Source organism: Streptomyces sp. NPDC008139, from assembly GCF_042957025.1.
Lineage (GTDB): Bacteria > Actinomycetota > Actinomycetes > Streptomycetales > Streptomycetaceae > Actinacidiphila.
Genome location: NZ_JBIBHM010000004.1, coordinates 511,741 through 536,519, shown reverse-complemented (window position 1 = coordinate 536,519; position 24,779 = coordinate 511,741). Strand labels below are relative to the sequence as shown.

The window sequence follows — 24,779 nt, the reverse complement described above, 5'->3', positions numbered from 1 at the left end:
TCGCGCCATGTCGCCCTACGACCCGTCGGCTTTCCCGCCCTTCGCCGTCACCGTCGACCTGGTCGTGCTGACCGTGCGACATCACGCGCTGTGCGCACTGTCGGTGAGGCGCGGCGAGCCGCCCTTCCAGGGGCGGTGGGCGCTGCCCGGCGGATTCGTCCGCGAGGACGAGGATCTTTCCCAGGCCGCGGCGCGGGAACTGGCCGAGGAGACGGGGCTCCGGGCGCAGAGCGGCGCTCATCTGGAGCAGCTCGCCACCTACGGGGATCCGCAGCGCGATCCGCGGATGCGCGTGGTCAGCGTCGCCCATCTGGTGCTCGCGCCCGACCTGCCCGCACCTCGGGCGGGCGGTGACGCCCACAGCGCGCGCTGGGCGCCGGTCGGGACGTTGCTGGGCGAAGGGGGACAGGAGCACGCGGGGGAGACGGCGCCGCTCGCGTTCGACCACGCCCGGATCCTGGGGGACGGCGTCGAGCGCGCGCGGTCGAAGATCGAGTACTCGTCGCTGGCCACCGCCTTCTGCCCGCCCGAATTCACGGTGGGGGAGCTGCGGCGGGTGTACGAGGCGGTGTGGGGTGTCGCGCTCGACCCGCGCAATTTCCACCGCAAGGTGACCGGCACGGTCGGTTTCCTCGTGCCGACCGGGGGGACGACGACCCGTCAGGGCGGCCGTCCGGCGCAGTTGTTCAGGGCGGGCGGGGCCGCACTGCTCAATCCGCCGATGCTGCGGCCCGAGGTCTAGAACCGGCTCCTTCCGCATAACGCCCATTTGTGGAGCTATGGTGCAAGGGTGATTCAGGCCATCGGGTTGACCAGCATGCCCCGCCGCAACGCCCCGCCCGCCGTCACCGACCTCACGTTCGACATCAGGGCCGGTGAAGTCACCGGCCTGCTCGGTCCCGCCGGATCGGGAAAGTCCACCGCCCTGCGCCTGCTGCTCGGGCTGGAGGGCGGACGCGGCGCCACCCTCGTCGACGGCCGGCCGCTGCGCGACCTCCCCCACCCCGCCCGCGTCGTCGGCGCCCTCCTGGGCGACGTGCCCGGACATCCAGGACGCACCGCCCGAAGCCACCTCCGCATGCTCTGCGCCGCCTTCGGACTGCCCGCCACTCGCGCCGACGAGGTGCTCGACCAGGTCGCCCTCGCCGAGGTCGCCGACCAGCGGCTCGGTACGTACTCGCTGGGCATGGACCGCCGTCTCGGTTTCGCCGCGGCCCTGCTCGCCGACCCCCGCGCGCTGATCCTGGACGACCCGGTGCGCGAACTCCCGGCCCGCGAAGCGGCCTGGGTGCACGCGCTCGTACGACGGCACGTCGCCGCCGGGGGCGCGGTCCTGCTCACCGGCCGCGACACCAAAGCCCTCGCCCGTACCGCCGACCACGTGATCGCGATCGACAAGGGGCGCCTGGTCGCGGACCAGCCCGCCGCGCACTTCGCCCGCACGAGGATGCGCCCGTACGTGGCCGTCCGCTCGCCCTACGCCGAGCGCCTGGCCACGCTGCTCACCGAGGACGGCGCCGAGGTGATCGCCGCGACCGGCAGCCGTATCGCCGTCTACGGCACCAACTCGGCCGCGGTGGGGGAGACCGCCTACCGCCACGGCATCCTGCTGCACCACCTCGCCGACGAGAGCGGAAACGGCGTCACAACCCCGGACGCCACTCCCGCGGCAGAAGGCGATGCGGCGGCCTCCGCATCGCCCGCTCTGCCGCAGCCGCGGCGGCGTCCGGCGCGGCAGCAGGGCCCGGTCCGGCCGCTGCGGTACGAACTGCGGCGCGCCTTCGGGGTCCTCACGCCCTGGCCGATCGCCGGAGCGGCACTGGTCGGCTCGGTGCTCGGCACGGTCTTGATGGCACGCACCGGAGCTGTGTCCGTACCGCCGTTGCGGTTGATCTCCGGATGGGCGGTCCGGCTGCCGCTGCCCGCGGCGGCCGTGGGCGCGGGTGTGCTGGGCGCGCTCGCCTACGGGCAGGAGTTCCGCTACCCCGCCCTGGCGCCGGGGTACGGCCCCGAGCCGCGGGTCCTGCGGCTGCTCGGCGCCAAACTCGCCGTGAGCGGAGTCTGCGCGCTGCTGCTCGCCGCGTTCGCCGCCATCGCCGACACCCTGGCGCTGCGGCTGACCCTCGGCCCGGGAAAGGCGCCGGATCTGACGACGCTTCCTGCCGCGCTCGGCGGCTGGGCGGCGCTCGCCGTCGGCTGCGCCTGGGCGGGGGTGCTCGCGGCGGGCGTGTTCCGTACCACCGCGCTCGGTGTGGCCGCCGTCCTCGCCGTACCGCTGCTGGTCGCTCCGGCCGTACGGGGACTGTTCGGTGGGCCGGTGGCACGACAACTCGCCGACGCGGGCGGAGCGCTGTGGTCGGTGGTCAGCGGGGTCTCGCAGGGCGGCGGCGGAACGGTCGAGGGACTGCTGCGCTTCGCCGCCCAACCGGTGGTCTCCGCGCTGTCGTTGTCACTCACCGTGCTGGTCTGCGCCTATCTGGCAACCGCGTTGCGCGGACGGCGACGCTGGCGCCGCCCAACTGCCCCACGCGTCAGCCGAACTGCGCCGCTTACCAGCAAGAAGGGATGATTCATCGCCATAAAACGTCAATTATGAGGTGATGAGCGCTCACCCTTTCGTGTGCTTTTCAGCAAAGCCCTCAAGGCGCGCATCGGCATCGCCGACAAAGGATGCGTGAGTACCCTTGCGCACACCATGATGACCGCGGCTCGTTCTGCCGACTCCGGAATCGCCGGCTCGGGCGAGCTGGACCGCTATTCGTACGCCGAAGCCCCTGGCACCGACCGGCCTGGACTGACGTCCTGGGAGGGCATGGAGCCGGATATGAGCCGGATGGGCCGCCGGGCCGGCGGCAGCCGTGGCCGGGGACTGCACGGACAACTCGTCCAGCAGCTCGGACAGATGATCGTCTCCGGCGATCTGGGCGCCGACCGCCCGCTGGTCCCCGAGGAGATCGGCCAGCGCTTCGAGGTCTCCCGCACCGTGGTGCGCGAGTCCCTGCGCGTGCTGGAGGCCAAGGGCCTGGTCAGCGCCCGGCCCAACGTCGGAACCCGGGTCCGCCCGGTGAGCGACTGGAATCTGCTCGACCCCGACATCATCGAATGGCGCGCCTTCGGGCCGCAGCGCGACGACCAGCGCCGCGAACTGCTCGAACTGCGCTGGACTATCGAGCCGCTGGCCGCCCGGCTCGCCGCGGGCCACGGCCGCGAGGACGTACAGCAGCGCCTCGCCGACATGGCGGAGATCATGGCGCACGCCGCCGCGCAGGGCGACGCGCTGACCTTCTCCAGGGCCGACGCCGAATTCCACGCCCTGCTCCTCCAGGTCGCGGGCAACCGGATGCTGGAGCACCTGTCCGGGATCGTCTCCTCCGCGCTGCACGTGTCCGGCGGCCCGGTCACCGGCTGCGACCGCCCCGGCGACACCTCGGTCGGCCTGCACCAGCGGATCGTCGAAGCGCTCGCCGAGAGCGACGGCGGCACGGCGGAGGCGGCGATGCGCCAGCTCCTCACCGTCCTGCCCGAGCAACCCGAGTCCGCTCCCGCCGACCACGTCGTCCCCGGTCCGCGCGAGCAGCACTGACCGTGTCGCCCTCCGCCGCGGGCCCCGGAACACCGGGGTCGGCGGCGGTCCCATGTGGTCCCCCGTGGCTCTCCCGGCAGCTCTCCCGCGCCCCTCGCACGGCCGGGCGGGTCATGTGTCCGGATTTATGACCGATCTGCACGATTTAGGGTGTGACTCGGGCCACGTAGGGTGGGCGTAACGCTTGGCGAGGCAGCGCGATGACTTAAGAGGTGGCCACGGCACAAGGAATATTCAGCGACGATTTTGACGCTGAGTGGCTGTGCGGTTCCACCGAGTCGTTCCCATCGTTCCGAGAGGTTGTTCGTGTCGGCCAGCACATCCCGTACGCTCCCGTCCGAGATCGCCGAGTCCGAGTCTCTGATGGCGCTCATCGAGCAGGGTAAGGCCCAGGGGCAGATCGCCGGCGACGATGTGCGTCGGGCGTTCGAAGCGGACCAGATTCCGGCAACCCAGTGGAAGAACGTTCTGCGCAGCCTCAACCAGGTCCTCGACGAGGAGGGTGTGACGCTGATGGTGACTGCCGCTGAGGCGCCCAAGCGCACCCGTAAGAGCGTCGCAGCCAAGAGCCCGGCGAAGCGTACTGCCACCAAGGCGGTCGCCTCCAGGGCGACCCCTGCCAAGAAGACCGCTGCGCCCAAGGCCGCCGCCCCGGAGGCGGAGGCCGAGGCCGAGACCACGGTGGAGCCATCGGTGGAGGCGGAGAGCCCAGCAAGGAAGGCGCCGGCGAAGAAGGCCGCCGTCAAGAAGACCGTTGCCAAGAAGGCCCCCGCCAAGAAGGTGGCGGCCAAGAAGACGGCCGCAGGCGAGGACGAGGCCGTCGACGCGGAGGAGACGGTCGAGGAGGCCGCCGCGGGCAAGGGCGGTGAGGAGGAGACCGAGAAGTCGGAGTCCGAGAGCTTCGTGCTCTCCGACGACGACGAGGACGACGCGCCCGCACAGCAGGTCGCCGTCGCCGGTGCCACCGCCGACCCGGTCAAGGACTACCTCAAGCAGATCGGCAAGGTCCCGCTGCTCAACGCCGAGCAGGAGGTCGAGCTGGCCAAGCGCATCGAGGCCGGTCTCTTCGCCGAGGACAAGTTGGCCGCGGCCGACAAGCTCGCCCCCAAGCTCAAGCGCGAGCTGGAGATCATCGCCGAGGACGGCCGCTGGGCCAAGAACCACCTGCTGGAGGCCAACCTCCGCCTCGTGGTCTCGCTGGCCAAGCGCTACACCGGTCGCGGCATGCTCTTCCTGGACCTGATCCAGGAGGGCAACCTGGGTCTGATCCGTGCGGTCGAGAAGTTCGACTACACCAAGGGCTTCAAGTTCTCCACCTATGCCACCTGGTGGATCCGGCAGGCGATCACCCGCGCGATGGCCGACCAGGCCCGCACCATCCGTATCCCGGTGCACATGGTCGAGGTCATCAACAAGCTGGCCCGCGTGCAGCGCCAGATGCTCCAGGACCTGGGCCGCGAGCCCACCCCGGAGGAGCTGGCCAAGGAACTCGACATGACCCCCGAGAAGGTCATCGAGGTCCAGAAGTACGGCCGCGAGCCGATCTCTCTGCACACCCCGCTGGGCGAGGACGGCGACAGCGAGTTCGGTGACCTCATCGAGGACTCCGAGGCGGTCGTGCCGGCCGACGCGGTCAGCTTCACGCTGCTGCAGGAACAGCTCCACTCGGTGCTCGACACCCTCTCCGAGCGGGAGGCTGGCGTGGTCTCCATGCGCTTCGGTCTCACGGACGGGCAGCCGAAGACGCTGGACGAGATCGGCAAGGTCTACGGGGTCACGCGCGAGCGGATCCGGCAGATCGAGTCCAAGACGATGTCCAAGCTGCGTCACCCGTCGCGGTCCCAGGTGCTGCGCGACTACCTGGACTGACCCGGCCGGGCTGACCCGACGTCATTTCCGCGAAGTTCTCCGGAGTCCTTCGGGCCTCCCGGAGAACTTCGCGGGCGTCTTTCGGGCGACACGGCCTTTTTGCGGATGCGGCCTCCGGCCCCATCGATCACTCTGGGTGTCCAGAGTGATCCACAGGGTCAGGAGGCCGCATGCGTTTCCCCTTCCGTGCCGTGACCGGTCGTCGTCGTGCTGTGATCGGCGGTCTCGCGGCGGTGTTGCTGCCGGTGCTGGCCGTCCCGTTGGCGGCGCCCGCTACCCCGGCCGCCGCCAACGGCGTCGTGATCGGTGGCAACCCGGCCAGCACGGACAGCACGCCATGGGTGATGGCCCTGGCCAGCCGTAAGCGCTTCGGCTCCGGCAGGTCCGGCCAGTTCTGCGGCGCGGTGGCCATCGGGCCTCGTACGGTGATCACCGCGGCGCACTGCTTCGGCCGTGAGGCGCTCGGAGCGAGCGACTGGCACCAACTGCCCGACCTGCGCGTGATCGCCGGTCGTACGGACCTCAGCGGCGGTCGTGGGCAGGAGCTGGGCCTGTCGCAGGTGTGGGTCAACCCCGGCTTCGACCCGACGACGAACTCCGGCGACATCGCGGTCATCACGCTGGCGACCGCGTTGCCGAAGGGTGCCACGATCCCGATCGCGGACTCCTCCGACGAGCAGGACTACCGGGCGGGCACTCAGGCGCAGGTCTACGGGTGGGGTGACACGACCGGCCGCGGCACGTACTCGAGCACGTTGCGTTCCGCGACGGTCACGGTTTTCGCGGACACGGTGTGCGCCCAGGCGTATCCGGGGAGTTTCGACGGCACTTATGTGCGCGCGTCGATGATGTGCGCGGGCGCCAAGGGCGGCGGCCGGGACGCGTGCCAGGGCGACAGCGGCGGCCCGCTGGTCGTGGGTGACCGGGTCGTCGGTCTGGTCTCGTGGGGCAGTGGCTGCGCGGAGGCGGCCTATCCAGGGGTCTACACCCGCGTCTCGGCGATGGCCTCACTGGTGGCGGCGCACAGTAGCTGAGTGGTGGCACAGCGCGATCAAGCACTAGCGCAAACCAGTTGGGCTGCGGGCCGCAGTTGAACGGAAGACGGCGGGCGGACACCCCCTGGAGGGGTCTGTCCGCCCGCCGACTCGAATTCGTCGCTGATGCGAAGTGTCAGCGCTCGTCTTCTCCCGCCGTTGCCGGGGTGTCGGTCAGCCGTCCGGTCTCGTCCTGTATTTCCGAAGCGATCTTCTTGAGCTCCGGCTCGAACTTGCGTCCATGGTGTCCGCAGAAGAGCAGCTCACCACCGCTGATGAGGACAACGCGCAGGTATGCCTGAGCGCCGCAACGGTCGCAGCGGTCTGCCGCTGTCAGCGGACTCGCGGGGGTCAGAACAGTAGTCACGTCGCCTCTTCTCTAGCTCGACGAGCTGTCGTACCAGGGTCAACATCCAACCAGGCCGAAAACGTTCCCGCTCTCAGCTTTTCCTCGAAAACCGACCTCGGGGTGACTGGATGTTACCGATTGGCGGCGAATAGGAGTCAGTTGCGTCAGATGTCGCTTATGGAGCTCTTGTCCGGACTTGCTCCCGGCTGGCTTGCCGGTTGTTGCTGAGGACGTGCCCGGAGCCTAAATGGTTCATGCCTCTTTGGGAACGTGACATGTGTATCACTCGCGCGGGTTATCGAACACATGCTCGAAGAGGGCTAGCATGGAAGCCGGGACGAGGGCCGTGTTGAGGCCCGGATACCGGGTCGCGGCGCTGTCACCCCTCCCGGCATCGGTACCCTCTCACCGACACGGCTGAAAAAACTTCAGAACATTCCTGATCGAGGAGCTGCCCGCGTGACCGCCGAAACATCCGTGCCGTCCTCTGCGCTGCTGACGGGTGCAGATCGCGACGGCTCCAACTACACCGCGCGGCACCTGCTCGTCCTCGAAGGGCTGGAAGCGGTTCGCAAGCGGCCCGGTATGTACATCGGGTCAACAGACAGTCGCGGTCTGATGCACTGCGTCTGGGAGATCATCGACAACTCCGTCGACGAGGCACTCGGCGGTCACGGCGACCGCATCGAGGTCATCCTGCACGAGGACGGCTCGGTCGAGGTCCGGGACAACGGCCGCGGCATCCCGGTGGACGTGGAGCCCAAGACGGGCCTGTCCGGCGTCGAGGTCGTCATGACCAAGCTGCACGCCGGCGGGAAGTTCGGCGGCGGCTCGTACGCGGCCTCCGGCGGTCTGCACGGCGTCGGCGCGTCCGTGGTGAACGCGCTGTCGGCCCGGCTGGACGTCGAGGTCGACCGCAACGGCATCACGCACGCCATCAGCTTCCGCCGAGGGGTCCCCGGGATCTTCACCGAATCCGGCGCCGAGGCGCCCTTCGACCCCGCCAGCGGGCTCACCAAGGCCAAGCGGGTCCCCAAGACCCGCACCGGCACCCGCGTGCGCTACTGGGCCGACCGGCAGATCTTCCTCAAGGACGCCAAGCTCTCCCTGGACCACCTGCACCAGCGCGCCCGCCAGACCGCCTTCCTGGTGCCCGGCCTGACCATCGTGGTGCGCGACGAGCGCGGCATCGAGACCGACAAGCCCGTCGAGGAGGTCTTCCACTTCGACGGCGGCATCAGCGAATTCTGCGAGTTCCTCGCCCCCGACAAGCCGATCTGCGACGTCCTGCGCCTGTCCGGCAGCGGCACCTTCAAGGAGACCGTGCCCGTCCTCGACGACCGCGGCCACATGACCCCCACCGAGGTCACCCGCGAGCTGGGCGTGGACATCGCGCTGCGCTGGGGCACCGGCTACGAGACGACCGCCAGGTCCTTCGTGAACATCATCGCCACCCCCAAGGGCGGCACCCACGTGACCGGATTCGAGCGCTCCGTCACCAAGACGATGAACGAGGTGCTGCGCTCGGCCAAGCTGCTGCGCGTCGCCGAGGACGACATCGTCAAGGACGACGCCATGGAGGGCCTGACGTCGGTGATCACCGTGCGTCTGGCCGAGCCGCAGTTCGAGGGCCAGACCAAAGAAGTGCTCGGCACCTCCGCCGCCAACCGCATCGTGGCCAATGTCGTCGCCACCGAATTGCGGGAGTTCCTGACCTCCACCAAGCGGGACGCCAAGGCCCAGGCGCGCGCCGTCCTGGAGAAGACCGTCGCCGCCGCCAGGACCCGCATCGCGGCCCGGCAGCACAAAGAGGCGCAGCGCAGGAAGACCGCGCTGGAGACCTCCTCGCTCCCCGCCAAGCTGGCCGACTGCCGCAGCGACGCCGTCGACCGTAGCGAACTGTTCATCGTCGAGGGCGACTCGGCGCTCGGCACCGCCAAACTGGCCCGCAACTCAGAGTTCCAGGCGCTGCTGCCGATCCGCGGCAAGATCCTCAACGTCCAGAAGTCGTCCATCTCGGACATGCTCAAGAACGCCGAGTGCGGCGCGATCATCCAGGTCATAGGAGCCGGGTCCGGCCGCACCTTCGACATCGACCAGGCCCGCTACGGCAAGGTCATCTTCCTGGCCGACGCCGACGTCGACGGCGCCCACATCCGCTGCCTCCTGCTCACCCTTTTCCAGCGCTATATGCGCCCGATGGTCGAACAGGGCCGGGTCTTCTCCGCCGTCCCCCCGCTTCACCGCATCGAACTCGTCCAGCCCAAGAAGGGTCAGGACAAGTACGTCTACACCTACTCGGACAACGAGTTGCGCCAGACCCTCCTCGACCTCCAGCGCCGCAACGTCCGCTACAAGGACAGCATCCAGCGCTACAAGGGCCTCGGTGAGATGGACGCCAACCAGTTGGCCGAAACCACCATGGACCCCCGCCACCGCACCCTGCGCCGCATCAACATCAGCGACCTCGAATCCGCCGAGCAGGCCTTCGACCTCCTGATGGGCAACGAGGTCGCCCCTCGCAAGGAGTTCATCACCAACTCGGCGTCGACCTTGGACCGGGCGCGGATCGACGTGTGAGGCACGGCGGAGCAGAGGGCGGGCGCAGGGCTCCCCTCCGCGTTCCGCACGTTGTCCGCAGGCGAACTGATGTCAGTTCGGGGGAGTGGTTACGCCGCCGTCTCGGCCTCTATGTCACCCCCCGTCCAGGCGGTCCGCGTAGGCCTCGTCGACGGGAGCCTGGGGTCCGCTCGTCGAAGTCGGGCCACAGGTGGGTACGGGTGTTGGCCGTCATGGCCGCGTTGGCGTGGCCGAGGTGCTCGAAGAGTCTGAAACGCCCTGCTGGTCGCGCTCCACGTGCACCATGACTTTCGTGCGGTTGGCGTCGGCCCGTGGAAGGCGACGACGCCCGGCGCTGCGCCTCGCCTGCGACGGTCGTTTCGGTGACCCGCTCGTCGGATATCTGCGCGTCGAAGTCGCGCTTGACCCCACCACTCAAGTCGCCCGATGGCTGAGGGTGTGGCGCGCTACTCGATGCGCCCAACGCCGCCCGTGAACTGCGGGAGCTCTTCGAAGCTGGGTCACTGGTCGTCCGCCACGCACACACGCAGGCACCTGGACCTCGCCCGGTTCGTCCATGGTGTGCATCAACTTCGTGTTGCAACTAAAGCGCCTGAATTCGCGAATACTGAGCACTCGGCGCCCCGAACCTGGGCGTTCGTCGCGTGTCGGTTGGCGATCATCGCCTGGCCCTACCGCAGGGCCGGACCTCGGAGACTAGGGATCATGACCGACCGTCGACCGCTCTCGCTGCCCGCCTCTCCGAGCCCGCTTGCGACGCTCCCGTACCCGCCCAGGCGGGTGGGCGCCGGCTGATGCCGGTCGAGCAGCGCCGACTTCCGCCAGCCGCCCGGCGAGCCCGAGCCCGCACCCGCACCCGCCCCGGCCCGACGTCCGCTCGCCCCCGGCGGCCTCACCTCCTCAGACCCGGACCGCCGTATCTGAGCGCTACCACCACGGGTTGCGCCACGTCCAGGACCAGCTCACCACCTAGCCCCGCCGCCCGGTGTGCCAGCGCCTCCACCTGGACAGTGGTCGTAGCCGGCCCGGCTCCCGCCTCGGATACCGTGTTCCTCTACGGGGTGCCCTAACGGATGTGACGCCCCCTACCGGAGGTAGTCAGCGTATGAGTTCAAAGCGCAGCAAGAATCCCGCCCTGCCCGTACTTGACGACGCATTCCGACTCGCGTCGGTCAAGGACGCCGAAGAGTCCACTCGTGACTTGGCCGCGCGGCTGGTCACCACCGAGCTGCGCCGCGTTTCCCACCCGGGCCGGGTCACCTGGGAGCCCACTGATCAGGCCGAGCCCGTACCGGTCCCGCCGACTGTGGTCGACGGTGACGGGGACCTGTGGCTGCGGGACCGGGGCACTGGCACCTGGACCATGCCCGAGTTCAACCCGAAGGAGTTCCCGGCCCGCTGTGGCGAGGTTCTGACGTGGAACCGGCTTGCCCGCGAGTTCGGCCCGCTTACCGCATTGGCCGACGACCGCCGCATCGGCGGCGGCCGGCGCTGACCGCGCAGCCTTCTGGGATGACCGCGCGCCCCTGAAGCGCCCGTTACGGGTAGCTGGGAGCTCCAGCTCACCGCCGAGCTGGGAGCTCCAGCTCACCGCCGAGCTCGACGATGGCGGCGAGCAGCGGCGGGTGTAGCGGAGTCCGGTCTCCGGAGTGATGTTGAACACCGCGCATAGGTGCTGCGGATCAGCGGCGGTGACGGCGGCCTCTTCGAGGATTCGGTCCTCGCGAAGTTGCTGGGCGGTGACCGGGAGGCCGCGCAGCAGCGGTTGCATCCAGCCGGTTGTGACCGGGGCCCGGGTGTGCGCGGTCTGCGAGCTGCCTCGCGGGTGCGACCGAGGCTGGCGAAGGCCGAATCATATGCCGTGTTGGGTGGGATCTGTCCCCCCGAGGACACGGCGTTCAGGCCATCAGCGCCTCGCGGATCTGCCGTTGCGTCACCTTGTGCCGGGCGCGACCCAATAGCCGCTCCAGTTCGGGATGGCCTTGTTGCTGAGGGACGCGAGCCAGAGCTCGTATGGAAGTGCCGGTCAGGGAGGTTCGCAAGGGGGGACCCGCGACGAGGGCGCCTAGGGTGCGGATGGATGCGGGGTGTGGGGGCAGCAACGAGAGCAGCCAGGTGAGCCCCGCGAGTGCGGGCAGGTTGTACGGGTCGTAGCCACCGTCGCTGCGGCCCCCGCCGCTGTCGGCAAGACCCAGCCAGGCGGTCACCGTGCGCCGGAGCACCTCGGCGTCGATCGGAGCGGTGAGGGCCAGTGCCCGGCGGTCCCAGGTGCGGGTGGGACGCGCTACCGGTGCGAGCAGGGCGTGATTGATGAAGCCGAGCCAAGGCTCGCCCAGCGAGGGCAAGTCGGCAAGAACAGCGTCAGCCCATGGCTCACCGGGGTTGAGTACGGGTCCGCGAAGGCGGGCGAGCACGGGCGCCGCGCACTCCGGGGGCCAGCCGTGCTCCAACGCAGAGCGGCGGAGTAGGCCGACGATCGGATCGGGCAGGCGCCTGCCGGCGTCCAGCAGAGCGTGGCTACACGTCCAGAGCTCGTCCGCGATCCCGCAGGACCAGAACCGATCCGCCTTCTCCGTCAGTAGCGCTTCCCACGCCTCGCACCATGTGGCGTCGGCGATGTCACGCGAGACAGCGGCCAGTAGCACCAGCCCACGGTTGCCAGCCTCGGCGTCGGCCGTGTCTGCGGCTGCGTGCTCGACGAAGGACTGGGCGAGCGCGAATCGGGCCGGCTTCGGGAGATCGCGCAGCACAGTCGTCACGCCGAAGCCCTCGTGCCATGGGTCTTTCGCGAAGAGCAAGGCGCGGGAGAGGTTGGCGAGGTCGCCCTCGCCGACCAGCTCTCGGACGTATTCAACCCGCTCGGGTGGCTCCCACAGGGACGTCACCAGTTCCATGGCGTCGAGAGTACGGGCTGCCTCTGACAGCGCATGAGCATGCGCATCGATGCGCTCGCTTCCGGTACCGACCCTGCTCCTCGCGACGCCTGCCCAGGCAGGTCAGTTGAATCCTGACCACTTGAAATTGCACGGTCGGAGGACATCCGAGCGGTCCGCAAACGGTCCGCAGGACAGTCGAAAGCGGCCGTCGGAGGCCAACGCTGGCAAGCGGAGAAACGCCAGCTCAGCGCGCAAACAGCGGGCTTCGCCGCAGGTCAGAGCGGTGCCGGATTGGTTCAGCACCCACTCGGCCTCGACCTTGGACAAGGCCAGGATCGACGTCTGATCTGCTGCCGGGCCGGGCGTCAGGGGGCTGTTGGGTCCTGGAGGGTGCGGCGGAGGCGGGCGGCGGGGGCGGGGCGGTCGGCGGCTGTGAGGAGTTCTATGAGGCGGGAGCCGACGCGGTGGTGGAGGGCCGGGCCGCCCTGGGGGGAGATTGCGTAGAGGTCCATGATCTCGGTGGCCTCGTCGAAGAGGGTGAGGGCTTCGTCGAGGCGCGGGTGGGCCGGGGTGACGCGGACTTCCGCGGCGATGAGCAGGGCGCCCGCGAGGCGGTGGAGGGCCAGGGGGTCCTTCTCGGTCATGCGGCGGCAGACCATGACGCACTCGTCGGCGGTGTCGGTGGCCTCGGCGAAGCGGCCCGCGACCATCAGCGCGCCGAGCAGGACGCCGAGAGCCTCGGCCAAGGTGTGCTGTTCGGCGATCGCCTCGCGGGCGCTGACGCGGCGGAGGATCGCGACGCTCTCGTAGGCCGCGGTCAGGCTCTCCTCCGGGCGTTGGGCGACGAGCAGGCGTACGGCGAGTCCGTTGAGCCCGTCGGCGAGTTCGCGCTCGTAGGCGGCGGGATTGACCCGGGCGAGGTCGCGGTAGAGCTCGACGGCCTGATGGGCCAGCGGGACGCTGTCGGGATCGCCGACACGTTCGAGGGCGGCGGCCAGGTGATAGAGGGCGTTGGCCAGGGACATGGCGTGGGCGGACGGGTCCTTCGCGTGGAGACGGCGGCGCAGGGCGACGCTCTCCTGGCCGTGTGAGACCGCCGACCGCGGACGGTCGATACGCAGATGGCACACGCCGAGGGCGGCCAGGGCGGCGGAGAGGTTCGACTCGTGCTTGCCGGGCTCTTCCGCGGCCAGCCCGCGCAGGAGCGTCACGGACTCCTCCAGGGCAGCCGTCGCGTCGTCCCAGCGCTGCGCGTACGAAAGATCCCGTCCGATACCGAGCAGGCCGCTCGCCAGGTCGGGGCGGTACTGCTCGTCGTACGCGGCCAGCCTGCGCTGTACGGCGACGGCTTCCTCGGTGGCGGCCAGGGCCTCCGCCCGGCGCCCGACCTCGCCCAGGCGGTCCGCGTACGCCTTGAGGGCGAACGCCAGATTGCCTTCGACCACGGGGACGAGCGAGGGATTGGGGACGCCGTCGCGGGCGATGGCCCGGAACTGGGCCAGGACGGCCTCGGATTCGGCCAGCGCCTCCTCCAGCCGACCGGCGTGGTGGAGGCGGACGCCGTGCTCGTGCCGCTCCGCGGCCTGGTCGTTGGGGTTTCTGGCGCGCTCCAGGCGGTGCGGGAGCAGCCGGGTGCTGACGGCGGCGATTCCGGGGTCCAGGTCGGGACTGCGCCGGTTGAACGGCGGGAAGAACATCGCGACGGCTTCGAGGAGTTCGGGGCTGATGTCGTCAAGGGCGGCGAGCGTGGCCAGCGCGGCGCTGCCCCCGATGACGGCGAGCTGAGGGGCCGTGCTGAGCAGCGGGAACAGGTGGAGGGGGCCGACGTGGGGCCAGCGCTGGGCGGCGGCGGTCAGAAAGACGACGGCGCGCGGCGTCCAGCTTCCGGTGACCGCGTCGCTCACCACGTCGGTGCCGCTGAGCATGGCGCTGACGGTGCGCCCGGCCCAGTCCTGGGCCGGGTAGTCGGCCCGGTGGCCGGGAAGGGTCAGAGCCAGGAAGTCCTCGGCGAGCCGGTCCGGGTACAGCGGTTCCAGGACGGTGTCGCGGTCGGTCTCGGCCGGTGGGTAGCAGACCGCGTGATCCGCGAGAATGCGATCGGCGGGCAGCTGGACCGCGAGGTCGCTGATGGCCACCCGCCCCTCCTCCGGGCTGACCGGCCCGGTCAGCGCCGCGGTGAACACGGTGCGGTTCATGAGCGCGGGCGAGGTGCGGAACGCCGGTGCGGACGGGGCGATCTCGTGATCCGGGTCGCCGTACAGCCGCGCCCAGTGCAACTGCTCCCGGTCCAGCAGATAGCTGGACAGGCCCGCGAGGTCGGTGGGCGCGCGCAGCCCGTGGGCGTCGGCGTCCACGGCGACCAGTGCGGCCATGTGCACGGCCAGGGTCAGGCCGAAGGCCGCGTCACCGAGCGGGGCCGGTGCCGCGATGCCGCCGGGGGAGACGCCGTAACGCGCGGCGAAGCTGTCGCGGGCCACGGCGAACATCTCGGACCTCGGGGATGCGGCGGCGCCGTCACCGCCGACCTCGTCGGACAGCGGCGCGAGCCGTTGCAGTGAGGTCCTGGCCTGCTGGTTCGCGAGAGCGGCGCGCACGCTCGGCCAGACCTCGTCGCCACGGGCGATCAGCAGCACCCGGGCGCCGCGCCCGCTGTCGCGGTGCACCAGCGCGTTGCCGAACAGCCACACGAGATGGGTCAGCGGCCAGCGGTCGGCGTAGTCGACGATCAGCAGCACACCCGCGTCGCCCCGGTCACGGAGGTCCTGACTGCCAGGAGGCGGCAGCACGCTCCCCGGTCCGTGGGTGGCGGTGACGACCTGCCAGCCCTCGGCCAGCGACTCCTGCGCGAAGCGGTCGGCGAGACGGGTCTTGCCCTGTCCGCCCGGCGCGCACAGCCACTGCACGGCGAGCGGACCGCCGCCGTCGCGCCAGCGCCGTAACGAGGTCAACTCGGCAGTGCGGCCGGTGAACTCCACGACCCGGAAACGCGCGTTGAGCATCCGGCTCGGCACATTCAGCAGAAAGCCGTCGTCCGGCAGGACCGGCGGCTGCCAGCGTTGCAGCAGGTAGACCGGGACGCCGTCGCCGAACACGTGGATGTCCGCGCCCACGACCCCGTAGGCGAAACCGCTCTCGGCGCGTACGGACTGGCTCACGCTCCCACCTCCCCACCGTGCGGTGTCCGGCGCTCCACATTCCGCTGGCCGAGATCCGACACGGTGCCCTCCCCGTTGTCCGACGATCCGATCGCCGGTCGCTGGAAAAGCGTACGCAGCGCCGCCCCCCGGACGCAGGGGATCCGCTCACCGGGCGGGCGCTCGGACCGGCGCTCGGACCGGCGCGTTCGCCCGGAGCACGGGGGCGTCGGTGGAGGGGGCTCCACCCAGGGGTGGAGAGGGAGATTCAACCCCCGGTTTGATCCGCTGAGCTGGGGGTTTCCGTAGATTCTGAGATGTCGGCGAACCCGTCGGCCTCGTGGGAGTCGCTTTACGGAGGCGTCCGTCATGTCCGGTCTGATCGATGCGCTGGTGATCGTGGCGGTCATCGGTGTGGTGGTCACCCGCCAGCTACGGCCGAGGAAGGTCACGGGCGGCCGGCGGTGGTGGCTGATACCGGCGGTGCTGGTGTTCATGGCGCTGCGGCAGCACGGGCTGATCGACCCGGAGCACCGGCAGACCGCGGTCGCGCTGCTGGCCGTGGAGTTGGTGGTCGCTGTGGTGATGGGGTTGGCATGGGCGTGGACCACGCGGTTGTGGACCGAGAAGGACGGGACGGTCTGGGCGCAGGGAGGGAAGGTCACCGTCGCGGTCTGGGCGGCGGGGGTCGCGGTGCGGATCGGGCTGTACGGGGTGGGTACGGCGATGGGGGTCCACCAGGACAGCGGCTCGTTCCTGATAGCGCTGGCGGCCACGCTGCTGATACGCACCGGGGTGCTCGCCTGGCGGGCCCAGAGCGTGGCGCCGTCGTACCGTACGGCCTCATGAGCGGTTGGACGTCCTGGCCTTCGAAGGAGGCGCTGTCCCGGGAGAACCGGTCGTCCGCGCGGCGGGCGTTCGGCCGGGGAGTGCGGCTGCTCTTCGCCGCCGCGGCGCTCTGGGGGATCCTGGCCCGCACGGACCTCAACGGGTGGCTGACCGCGGTATCCGTGCTGGGGCTGGCGGCGGCGGCCGTCGTGGTGTGGGCGTTCTTCCGGTTCACGCTCGAGCACCGGACGGCGCCGTCCATCGCACTGATCGCACTGATGCTGGGCGCCGCCTTCGGGCTGCACGCGTTGGGCGCCGATGTGCCCGCGACGCTGCTGTGGTGCGGCTGCGCGGTGCTCGGGATGGTGCGGTTGCCGTTGGCCGCGGCGGCGCCCCTCTCCGGTACGGCGCTGGCCGCCTACGCACTGGTCGGCGACTCCGGTGGCTGGCTGGTCACGTCGCTGACGGTGGCCGGGCTGGGGCTGATCGGGTACGTCGTGCGGCTGGACGCCGAGGCGCGGGGGAACACGCAGCGGCTGCTGGTTCAGGAGCGGGCGGCGCGGGCGGCGGAGGACGAGTCGGCGGCGTTGGCGGAGCGGGCCCGGATCGCGCGGGAGATCCACGATGTGCTGGCGCACAGCCTGTCGGCGCAGACGGTGCACCTGGAGGCGACGCGGCTGCTGATCGAGCGGGGCGTCGAGCGGGACGTGGTGCTGGGTCGGGTGATCGCGGCCCGGCAGATGGCGCGGGAGGGGCTGGCCGAGACGCGGCAGGCGCTGTCGGCGCTGCGCGGGGAGATGGCACCGGTGGAGGACTTCCTGCGGGAGCTGGTCGCCTCGGAGGGAGCGGATCTGGAGGTGGAAGGGGAAGCGCGGTACCTGCCCGCGGAGGCGGGGTTGGCGGTGCGGCGGGTGGCACAGGAGGCGATGACGAATGTGCGCAAGCACGCGCCGGGGGCGAAGGTCGCGCTGCGGCTGGAGTACCGGAGTGAGGAGGTGGAGTTGGAGTTCCGGGACTTCGGGAGCAGGACGCCTGTGGATAACTCTTTGAGGGTATCCGGATCGGGCTACGGTCTTCTGGGGATGCGGGAGCGCGCGGAGCTGCTGGGCGGCGCGCTCGACGCCGGACCGGCCGAGGAGGGCTTCGTGGTGCGCTTGCGGGTGCCCGCGTGACGCGGGTGGTGGTCGCGGACGACCAGACGGTGGTGCGTGAGGGAATTGTGATGCTGCTGGGGCTGCTGCCCGACATCGAGGTGGTGGGAGCGGCGGCCGACGGGGAGGAGGCGGTACGGCTGGTGGGGGAACACCGGCCGGAGGTGGTGCTGATGGACCTGCGGATGCCGCGCTGCGACGGGGTGGAGGCCACGCGGCGGATCAGGTCGCGGTATCCGGGGACGCACGTGGTGGTGCTGACGACGTTCGCGGACGACGGCTCGCTCTTTCCCGCGCTGCGGGCGGGGGCGCGGGGATATCTGACCAAGGACGCGGGAGGGGAGGAGATTGCGCGGGCCATCGCGGAGGTGACGGCCGGGCGGGCGGGTCTGTCGCCCGCGGTGCAGGGCAGGATGCTGGACGCGCTGACCGGGGCGGGCCCCGAGCGGCGGCCGGAGGGACGGGGGAGCGGACCGGGCGGATCGGGCGTGGCGGGAGAGCCAGGCCAAGGGGCACCAGGGCGGGGGGAGTTGCCGGACGGGCTGACGGCCCGGGAAGCGGAAGTGCTGGCCCTGGTGGCTGAGGGACTGTCCAACACCGAGATCGCCGCGCGGCTGCACGTGAGCATGGCGACGGTGAAGACCCACATCAACAACCTGTTCGCCAAAACCGGGGCGCGGGACCGTGCACAGGCGGTCGGATATGCCTACCGGCACGGCATCACCTGATGGGGTGAAGATTTCTACTTGTTCGTTCTGGATCTTCCCGCTCTGTCCATGATTGGGCACATCGGCCGATCGGCCGATGGAACGAGGAGTGTTCGGTGGACAAGCACGACGGGGGCGACCCCGGGGCGCTGCGGGTGAACGACCCGTGGCAGGACGCGGCGGAAGCCGGTCTCTGGTTCCCGGATCAGACGGCCCCCGACCCCGCGCCGGGGCGGACCCGGCCCGAGGGCACACCGCAGGCGGGCCAGGACGGACGGCCGGTGGACCGGTCGGCGGTGTATCTGGAGGTGCAGGGCAGCGCGGCGTTCCAGGAGGTGCGCGACCGGTACCGGAGCTTTACCTTCCCGGTGGTGGCGGGCTTCCTGGCCTGGTACCTGCTGTACGTGGTGGCGGCCACCACGGCGCCGGGCCTGATGGGACACCAGGTCGCGGGTGACGTGAATGTGGCGATGGTCGCGGGGCTGGCGCAGTTCGCCACGACGTTCCTGCTGACGTGGGCCTACGCCCGGCACGCGCGGCTGCGCAGGGACCGGGCGGCGCTCGATCTGCGCTGGACGCTGGCGACCAGGACCGGGCAGGAGCGGGTGCGTTGAACAGCGGTCGGTTCAGTGGCGGGTATCTGGCGGATTCGGCCGGGGAGCATCAGGGCCTCGCGATCGTGCTGTTCACGATCTTCGTGTCGGTGACGCTGGCGATCACGGCGTGGGCGGGACGGCGGCGGAGCTCGTCGGTGGAGTTCTTCGCCGGGGGACGGCTGTTCACCCCGATGGAGAACGGCCTGGCCATCGCGGGCGACTACATGTCGGCGGCGTCCTTCCTCGGCATCTCCGGGCTCATCGCGCTTTTCGGGTACGACGGCCTGCTGTACTCGGTCGGGTTCTTCGTCGCGTGGCTCGTGGTCCTCATGCTGGTCGCCGAGTTGGTGCGCAACTGCGGGCGGTACACGCTCGCGGATGTGCTCTCCGCGCGGATGAGACAGCGGCCGGTGCGGATCGCGGCGGGCACGTCGTCCGTGGTGGTGTCGATCCTGTACCTGGTGGCGCAGATGGTCGGCGCCGGGAGCCTGGTCGGGCTGCTGCTCGGCGGGCACGGCGCGGCGCGCACCTGGACGGTGGTCGGGGTCGGCGCGCTGATGGTGTTCTACGTGTCCTTCGGCGGGATGCGGGCGACGACGTGGATCCAGATCGTCAAGACGGTGCTGCTGATCGGCGGCACGGTGACGCTCACCGTGATGGTCCTGGTCCGCTTCCACGGCAATCCGGGGAGTCTGCTGCACGCCGCCGCGGCGGGCAGCGGGCACGGCAACGCCTTCCTGGCTCCCGGGCTGAAGTACGGCGGGAGTTGGGCGTCGAAGCTGGACTTCATCAGCCTCGGCCTGGCGCTGGTGCTCGGGACGGCGGGCCTGCCGCACATCCTGTCCCGCTTCTACACGGTGCCCACGGCACGCTCCGCGCGGCGGTCGGTGGTCTGGGCGATCGGGCTGATCGGCGCCTTCTACCTGATGACGATCGTGCTCGGTTTCGGAGCGGCGGCGGTCGTCGGCACCGACACCGTCCGCTCGTCCAACGCCGCGGGCAACACCGCGGTGCCGCTGCTCGCCGAGATCCTGGGCGGCGGGGAGGGGACGACAGGGGGCACCGTGCTGTTCGCGGTGGTCGGCGCGGTGGCCTTCGCGACGATCCTGGCCGTGGTCGCGGGCATCACCCTGGCGTCGTCGGCCTCCGTGGCCCACGACCTCTACGCCACGCTGCGCCGCCGCCCCGTCGCGGAAACGCAGGCACGGCAGAACAGGCGCGCCAAGCGCGAGGCCGCGGCCCCCGGCACCGCGCGGGTTACCGCCGACGCGGTGGAGGAAGGGGCGATGGAGGAGGACGAGGTGCGGGTGGCCAGGTTCGCTGCCGTCGGGATCGGCGCGGTCGCGATCGGGCTCAGCCTCTTCGCGCAGGACCAGAACATCGCCTTCCTGGTCGGCCTCGCCTTCGCCGTCGCCGCGTCCGCCAATCTGCCCGCCCTGCTCTACTCCCTGTTCTGGCACCGGTTCACCACCCGCGGCGCGGTCTGGTCGATCTACGGCGGCCTCGTACCGGCCCTGCTCCTGGTGGTGTTCTCGCCCGTCATCTCCGGCAGGCCTGACGCGCTCTTCCCCGGCGTCGACTTCCATCTCTTCCCGCTGGAGAACCCGGGCCTGATCTCCATCCCGCTCGGCTTCCTCGCGGGCTGGCTCGGCACCCTGCTGTCGCCGGAGGAGGCGGACGCGGGCAAGTACGCGGAGACGGAGGTGCGTTCGCTCACCGGCGCCGGGGCCGCGTAACGGCGGTTCAGCCGGTGGCGGCCCAGGCGTAGCGGTGTTCGGGACGGCCCGTGTCGCCGTATTTGAGGGTGAGGCTCAACCGCCCCGCCTGCTCCAGGTACTTCAGGTAGCGCTGGGCGGTGGAGCGGCTGAGCCCGGCGCGTTCGGCGACCTCGTGGGCGGACAGCGGGCGGCCCGCCTCGTGCAGGACGCGGCGGATCAGGTCGGCGGTCGGCGCGGAGTGCCCCTTGGGCAGTTCGGCCGAGGACGCGCCCGCCGTACGCAGGGCGCCGAAGATCCGGTCGACCTGCTCCTGCCCGGCCTCGCCGCGCCCGCCCACCCCCTCCAGGGTGCGGCGCAGCGCCGCGTAACCGTCCAGCTTGGCCCGCAGACCCGCGAAGCTGAACGGCTTCACCAGGTACTGCAACGCGCCGAGCCGCATCGCCGCCTGCACGGTGGCGACATCACGCGCCGCCGTCACCATGATCACGTCCGCGTGGTGCCCGTGCTGCCGCATCCGGCGGACCAGCGTCAGACCCGTCTCGTCCGGCAGATAGTGGTCGAGCAGCACCAGGTCGATCCGGGTGCGCTCCAGCACCGACAGCGCGTGCGCCGCGGTGTGGGCCCGCCCGGCCACCCGGAAGCCCGGCACCTTGCCCACATAGGCCGAGTTGATCTCCGCCACCCGGAAGTCGTCGTCCACCACCAGTACGTCGATCATCGCGCCGCCTCCCCAGCCGCAGAAAGCACTCCTCCGGCCAGCACTCCTTCGGCCAGCGCCTCGGGCAGCACCACCGTGAACACCGCGCCACCGCCCGCCCGCGCCGTCACCCGCGCCAGACCCCCGTACCGCTCGGCGAGCCTGCGCACCAGCGCGAGGCCCAGGCCGCGCCCCCGGTGCGGCGGACGTTCCTTCGTCGACCAGCCCTCGGTGAAGATCAGTTCGCGCGCTTCCGGCGGCACTCCCGGCCCCGTGTCCGACACCCGCAGCAGCAGGGTCGTGTCGTCCTCGGCGCGCAACTCGACCTCCACGAAAGGCGCGGCGGACATCGCCGGGGACACGCGGTGCCCGGCGGCGGCGTCCAGCGCGTTGTCGATGAGATTGCCCAGCACCGTCACCAGATCGCGCGGGTCCACCACCCGGTCGGGCAGCAGCGTGCTCTGCGCGACCCGCAGCGACACCCCGCGCTCCGCCGCGATGGCGGCCTTGCCGACCAGCAGCGCGGACACCAGCGGATCGTGCACCCGGTCCGCGATCACCTCGGCCGACGCCCGATGGGTGTCGGCGACCTCCGCGACATAGCCCACCGCCTCCTCGTGCAGACCCAGTTCCAGGAGCCCCAGCACGGTGTGCAGCCGGTTGGCGTGCTCGTGGTCCTGTGCGCGCAGCGCGTCCAGCAGCCCGTGGGTGGAGTCCAGCTCGCGGCCGAGCAGCTCCAGTTCCGTACGGTCCCGCAGCGTCACCACGGCCCCGCCGTCACCGGTCGGCATCCGGTTGGCGACCAGTACCCGGCCGCCGCTGACCGTCAGCAGATCCGCGCCCTCGACCCGCCCCGCCAGCACGTCCGTCGTACGGCCAGGCGGCAGCAGCTCGTCCAGCAGCCGCCCGGTGGCCGCGCCGTCACCGGCGCCGTCGAGACCGAGCAGCCGCTGCGCCTCGTCGTTGACCAGCCGCACCCGCCCCTGCCGGTCCAGTGCGACGACGCCCTCTCGGACGCCGTGCAGCATCGCCTCCCGCTCGTCGAGCAGCGCCGATATGTCGGCGAAGGCCAGCCCGTGCGTCGCCCGCTGCAACCGCCGCGAACCCCACACCGCCGCCAGCACGCCCATGCCCAGCGCCGCGCCCGCGTACATCAGCAGACCCGGCACCAGGCCGATCGCCCGGTTGAGGATGCCGTCGTACCTGATGCCCACCGACACCGCGCCCACGATCCGGTGGGAGGAGTCGTACAGCGGCACCTTGCCGCGGGTGCTGCGCCCCAGCGTGCCGCGGTCGATCTGCATGATCTCGTCACCGGCCAGCGCCACGCTGGGATCGGTCGAGACGGGTTCGCCGATCCGCTCGGGGTCGGTGTGCGACCACCGGATGCCGTGAGTGTCCATCACCACGATGTAGAGGGCCTTCGTGGCGATCCTGACCCGTTCCGCCTCCGCCTGCACCGGGCCGTCCGGCGTCGGCCGGGACGAGACCACGGCCCGCGCGACCTCGGGATCGACGGCCACGGTCTCCGCGATGGCCAGCGCCCTGTGCATCGCCTCTTCGTCGAGCTGGTGGCTGAGCGGCGCCAGGAAGAGCCCGGTGGCGAGCGCCGTGACGCCCGCCGTGATCGCCAGTTGCACCAACAGGACCTGCGCCGAGACACGGCGCGGCCATCCGATCCGCATCGTGGGGCTCCTCCGCATTCCAACCGGTCCGCCGACAGTCGCGGCGGCCGACCCGCGTCCCCACCACACGCGTACGTCGACAGCCCTGTCGTCAACGCAAGGTAAACCCCGCAGAGCCGGATGGGCAGACTCCGTTTCGCTTTCGTTGTGCGCGGGCGAGCAAAACGAGCAGAAGACCGGCTTGCGCGCAGAAGGCTCCTTGCGCCCACAAGACTGCCGCCGCCGCGGTGGTCGCTCCTAGCCTCCACCGCCATGAGCAGCGAAACGAGCCCCGCCATCGAGCTGCGGGGGGCGAGCAAGGCGTTCAGGACCCCGTCCGGCGCCCTGCACACCGCCGTGAGAGACCTGGACCTGACCGTGGAACGCGGTGAGTTCGTCGCGGTCGTCGGACCGACCGGCTGCGGCAAATCGACGACGCTGACCCTGGTCAGCGGCCTGGAGGAGCCCACGGAAGGCGAGGTGCTGGTCTCGGGAGAGGCCGTGAACGGCATCAACCCCGGCGTCGGCTTCGTCTTCCAGCAGGACGCCGTCTTCCCCTGGCGGACCGTGCTGTCCAACGTCATGGCCGGGCCGCGCTTCCGCGGTGTCGGCAAGGCCGAGGCCAAGGAGCGGGCCCGCGACTGGCTGGCCCGCGTGGGCCTGACCGCCTTCGAGGACCGCTATCCGCACCAGCTCTCCGGCGGCCAGCGCAAGCGCGTCGCGCTCGCCGCGACCTTCGTCAACGACCCCGACATCCTGCTGATGGACGAGCCGTTCTCCGCGCTCGACGTGCAGACCAGGGCCCTGATGTCCGACGAACTCCTGGAGCTGTGGTCCGGTACGGGGTCCTCGGTGGTGTTCGTCACCCACGACCTGGAGGAGTCCATCGCACTGGCCGACAAGGTCGTCGTGATGACCGCGGGGCCCGCCACCGTCAAGGAGGTCTTCACGATCGACCTGCCGCGGCCCCGCAAGGTCGAGGAGGTCAGGCTCCAGCCGCGCTTCGTGGAGATCTACCGCGAGATCTGGTCGTCGCTGGGCGAAGAGGTCCGCATCACCCGCGAGAGGAGCGTCGGACATGCCGCCTGAGTCCGCAGCCCCGGCCACCCCCCGGACCGGGGCCACCCCCGAGGACGCCGTCCCGGCCGAGCCCGGCGTCGGCACCCAGCGCACCAAGGCCCGCGCCCGCGCCGTCCGCAACCGCACCCTCCTGGTGTACTCCAGCCGCCTCGCCGTCCTCGTCCTCGTGCTCGGCCTGTGGGAGTGGTCGGCCCGCACCGGGGTCATCGACCCGTTCAACTTCTCCATGCCGTCCAAGATCTGGGACCAGATCCGCCAGTGGACGATGCACGGCACACCGCAGGGCCCCCTGGGCGAGCAGATCTGGTACACGCTCTACGAGGCGCTGTACGGCTGGGTCATCGGCGTCGCCGGCGGTGTGGTGCTGGGCATCGCGCTCGGCCGGATCCCCTTCCTCTCGGACGTCTTCGGCCCGTACGTGAAGGTGCTCAACGCGATGCCGCGCATCGTGCTGGCGCCGATCTTCCTCATCTGGTTCGGCCTCGGCCCGGCCTCCAAGGTGGCCTCCGCCGTCGTCCTGGTCTTCTTCCCGGTGTTCTTCAACGCCTTCCAGGGCGCCCGCGAGGTCGACCGCAATCTGGTCGCCAACGCCCGCGTCCTCGGCGCGAGCAACCGCCGCGTCACCCTCCAGGTGGTGATCCCGGCCGCCACGTCGTGGATCTTCACCAGCCTCCACGTCAGCTTCGGCTTCGCGCTGATCGGCGCGATCGTCGGCGAGTACATCGGCGCGACCAAGGGCATCGGCCTGCTGGTCTCCGCCTCGCAGGGCACCTTCAACGCCGCCGGGGTCTACGCGGCCATGGTGATTCTCGCCGTCGTCGCCCTCATCGCCGAAGGCCTGCTGACCTACCTGGAGAAGCGGCTCTTCCGCTGGAAGCCCGCCCAGCCCGGCGCCGAACGCTGAGCCGCGGTC

At 70.8% G+C, this 24,779-nt stretch carries 19 protein-coding genes; 14 read left to right on the top strand and 5 right to left on the bottom strand.

Features of this window, described 5'->3' with window-relative positions; genetic code table 11:
* Window positions 1-7: 7 nt before the first annotated feature.
* From ACFZBB_RS11240 to ACFZBB_RS11220, 5 genes are all read left to right on the top strand, one after another.
* Entirely contained in the window at window positions 8-742 is a 735-nt protein-coding gene (locus tag ACFZBB_RS11240; protein ID WP_391120090.1) for an NUDIX domain-containing protein, read from the top strand.
* 48 nt (window positions 743-790) lie between these two features.
* Entirely contained in the window at window positions 791-2,569 is a 1,779-nt protein-coding gene (locus ACFZBB_RS11235; RefSeq protein WP_391120088.1) for an ATP-binding cassette domain-containing protein, read from the top strand.
* A 51-nt stretch (window positions 2,570-2,620) separates the two neighbouring features.
* A complete protein-coding gene (locus ACFZBB_RS11230) occupies window positions 2,621-3,583 on the top strand; it encodes an FCD domain-containing protein (RefSeq protein ID WP_391120085.1) in 963 nt (320 codons plus the stop codon).
* Window positions 3,584-3,889: 306 nt separating this feature from the next.
* The gene (locus ACFZBB_RS11225; RefSeq protein ID WP_391120083.1) at window positions 3,890-5,452 is read left to right on the top strand and encodes an RNA polymerase sigma factor; all 1,563 of its coding nucleotides are present in this window, start codon (window positions 3,890-3,892) and stop codon (window positions 5,450-5,452) included.
* Between the two features lie 170 nt (window positions 5,453-5,622).
* Window positions 5,623-6,486, top strand: coding sequence for a trypsin-like serine protease (locus tag ACFZBB_RS11220; RefSeq protein ID WP_391120080.1), 864 nt, complete (start codon window positions 5,623-5,625; stop codon window positions 6,484-6,486).
* Between the two features lie 136 nt (window positions 6,487-6,622).
* Here ACFZBB_RS11220 and ACFZBB_RS11215 read toward each other — a convergent pair whose 3' ends face one another.
* Window positions 6,623-6,853, bottom strand: coding sequence for a hypothetical protein (locus tag ACFZBB_RS11215; RefSeq protein ID WP_188286081.1), 231 nt, complete (start codon window positions 6,851-6,853; stop codon window positions 6,623-6,625).
* A gap of 441 nt (window positions 6,854-7,294) precedes the next feature.
* On the opposite strand from ACFZBB_RS11215, the gene ACFZBB_RS11210 reads away from it, so the two are divergent.
* The gene (locus ACFZBB_RS11210; protein ID WP_391120078.1) at window positions 7,295-9,415 is read left to right on the top strand and encodes a DNA gyrase subunit B; all 2,121 of its coding nucleotides are present in this window, start codon (window positions 7,295-7,297) and stop codon (window positions 9,413-9,415) included.
* Window positions 9,416-10,520: 1,105 nt separating this feature from the next.
* On the top strand, window positions 10,521-10,910 hold the full coding sequence (locus ACFZBB_RS11205; RefSeq protein WP_391120076.1) for a hypothetical protein: 390 nt from the start codon (window positions 10,521-10,523) through the stop codon (window positions 10,908-10,910).
* A 403-nt stretch (window positions 10,911-11,313) separates the two neighbouring features.
* Here ACFZBB_RS11205 and ACFZBB_RS11200 read toward each other — a convergent pair whose 3' ends face one another.
* Window positions 11,314-12,309 carry a hypothetical protein gene (locus tag ACFZBB_RS11200; protein ID WP_391120074.1) on the bottom strand — a complete coding sequence of 332 codons (996 nt, stop codon included), beginning with the start codon at window positions 12,307-12,309 and terminating at the stop codon, window positions 11,314-11,316.
* Between the two features lie 347 nt (window positions 12,310-12,656).
* On the bottom strand, window positions 12,657-15,446 hold the full coding sequence (locus ACFZBB_RS11195; protein ID WP_391120072.1) for a hypothetical protein: 2,790 nt from the start codon (window positions 15,444-15,446) through the stop codon (window positions 12,657-12,659).
* 348 nt (window positions 15,447-15,794) lie between these two features.
* Between ACFZBB_RS11195 and ACFZBB_RS11190 the strand changes: the two genes are divergently transcribed.
* The 5 genes from ACFZBB_RS11190 to ACFZBB_RS11170 all read left to right on the top strand — a co-directional run bounded on the left by ACFZBB_RS11190 (window position 15,795) and on the right by ACFZBB_RS11170 (window position 20,443).
* Entirely contained in the window at window positions 15,795-16,274 is a 480-nt protein-coding gene (locus tag ACFZBB_RS11190) for a DUF1453 domain-containing protein (protein WP_391120070.1), read from the top strand.
* Window positions 16,271-17,425: a histidine kinase gene (locus tag ACFZBB_RS11185; RefSeq protein WP_391120068.1), complete on the top strand. Its 1,155-nt coding sequence runs from the start codon at window positions 16,271-16,273 to the stop codon at window positions 17,423-17,425. Before ACFZBB_RS11190 ends, ACFZBB_RS11185 begins: the two co-directional genes overlap by 4 nt.
* Window positions 17,426-17,475: 50 nt before the next feature.
* Window positions 17,476-18,132: a response regulator gene (locus tag ACFZBB_RS11180; protein WP_391120159.1), complete on the top strand. Its 657-nt coding sequence runs from the start codon at window positions 17,476-17,478 to the stop codon at window positions 18,130-18,132.
* Window positions 18,133-18,227: 95 nt separating this feature from the next.
* Window positions 18,228-18,725, top strand: a complete 498-nt coding sequence (locus ACFZBB_RS11175; RefSeq protein ID WP_391120065.1) for a DUF485 domain-containing protein — start codon at window positions 18,228-18,230, stop codon at window positions 18,723-18,725.
* Window positions 18,722-20,443, top strand: coding sequence for a cation acetate symporter (locus ACFZBB_RS11170; protein ID WP_391120063.1), 1,722 nt, complete (start codon window positions 18,722-18,724; stop codon window positions 20,441-20,443). The genes ACFZBB_RS11175 and ACFZBB_RS11170 overlap by 4 nt, the downstream gene beginning before the upstream one ends.
* A gap of 7 nt (window positions 20,444-20,450) precedes the next feature.
* Here the strand turns inward: ACFZBB_RS11170 and ACFZBB_RS11165 are convergent, their stop codons facing one another.
* Window positions 20,451-21,143 carry a response regulator gene (locus ACFZBB_RS11165; protein ID WP_355338364.1) on the bottom strand — a complete coding sequence of 231 codons (693 nt, stop codon included), beginning with the start codon at window positions 21,141-21,143 and terminating at the stop codon, window positions 20,451-20,453.
* Entirely contained in the window at window positions 21,140-22,807 is a 1,668-nt protein-coding gene (locus tag ACFZBB_RS11160; protein ID WP_391120061.1) for an ATP-binding protein, read from the bottom strand. The genes ACFZBB_RS11165 and ACFZBB_RS11160 overlap by 4 nt, the downstream gene beginning before the upstream one ends.
* 252 nt (window positions 22,808-23,059) lie before the next feature.
* On the opposite strand from ACFZBB_RS11160, the gene ACFZBB_RS11155 reads away from it, so the two are divergent.
* Window positions 23,060-23,875 (top strand): ABC transporter ATP-binding protein, encoded by an 816-nt coding sequence (locus ACFZBB_RS11155; protein WP_355338370.1) that lies wholly within the window; start codon window positions 23,060-23,062, stop codon window positions 23,873-23,875.
* Window positions 23,865-24,770 (top strand): ABC transporter permease subunit, encoded by a 906-nt coding sequence (locus ACFZBB_RS11150; RefSeq protein ID WP_391120059.1) that lies wholly within the window; start codon window positions 23,865-23,867, stop codon window positions 24,768-24,770. Before ACFZBB_RS11155 ends, ACFZBB_RS11150 begins: the two co-directional genes overlap by 11 nt.
* Window positions 24,771-24,779 lie beyond the last annotated feature (9 nt).

What these genes read in the sequence shown, in the direction of transcription:
- ACFZBB_RS11240 (WP_391120090.1), top strand. Translation starts at nt 8, where the DNA reads ATGTCGCCCTACGACCCGTCGGCTTTCCCGCCCTTCGCCGTCACCGTC.
- ACFZBB_RS11220 (WP_391120080.1), top strand. Translation starts at nt 5,623, where the DNA reads ATGCGTTTCCCCTTCCGTGCCGTGACCGGTCGTCGTCGTGCTGTGATC.
- ACFZBB_RS11205 (WP_391120076.1), top strand. Translation starts at nt 10,521, where the DNA reads ATGAGTTCAAAGCGCAGCAAGAATCCCGCCCTGCCCGTACTTGACGAC.
- ACFZBB_RS11200 (WP_391120074.1), bottom strand. Translation starts at nt 12,309, where the DNA reads ATGGAACTGGTGACGTCCCTGTGGGAGCCACCCGAGCGGGTTGAATAC.
- ACFZBB_RS11190 (WP_391120070.1), top strand. Translation starts at nt 15,795, where the DNA reads ATGTCCGGTCTGATCGATGCGCTGGTGATCGTGGCGGTCATCGGTGTG.
- ACFZBB_RS11185 (WP_391120068.1), top strand. Translation starts at nt 16,271, where the DNA reads ATGAGCGGTTGGACGTCCTGGCCTTCGAAGGAGGCGCTGTCCCGGGAG.
- ACFZBB_RS11180 (WP_391120159.1), top strand. Translation starts at nt 17,476, where the DNA reads ATGCTGCTGGGGCTGCTGCCCGACATCGAGGTGGTGGGAGCGGCGGCC.
- ACFZBB_RS11165 (WP_355338364.1), bottom strand. Translation starts at nt 21,143, where the DNA reads ATGATCGACGTACTGGTGGTGGACGACGACTTCCGGGTGGCGGAGATC.
- ACFZBB_RS11160 (WP_391120061.1), bottom strand. Translation starts at nt 22,807, where the DNA reads ATGCGGATCGGATGGCCGCGCCGTGTCTCGGCGCAGGTCCTGTTGGTG.
- ACFZBB_RS11155 (WP_355338370.1), top strand. Translation starts at nt 23,060, where the DNA reads ATGAGCAGCGAAACGAGCCCCGCCATCGAGCTGCGGGGGGCGAGCAAG.
- ACFZBB_RS11150 (WP_391120059.1), top strand. Translation starts at nt 23,865, where the DNA reads ATGCCGCCTGAGTCCGCAGCCCCGGCCACCCCCCGGACCGGGGCCACC.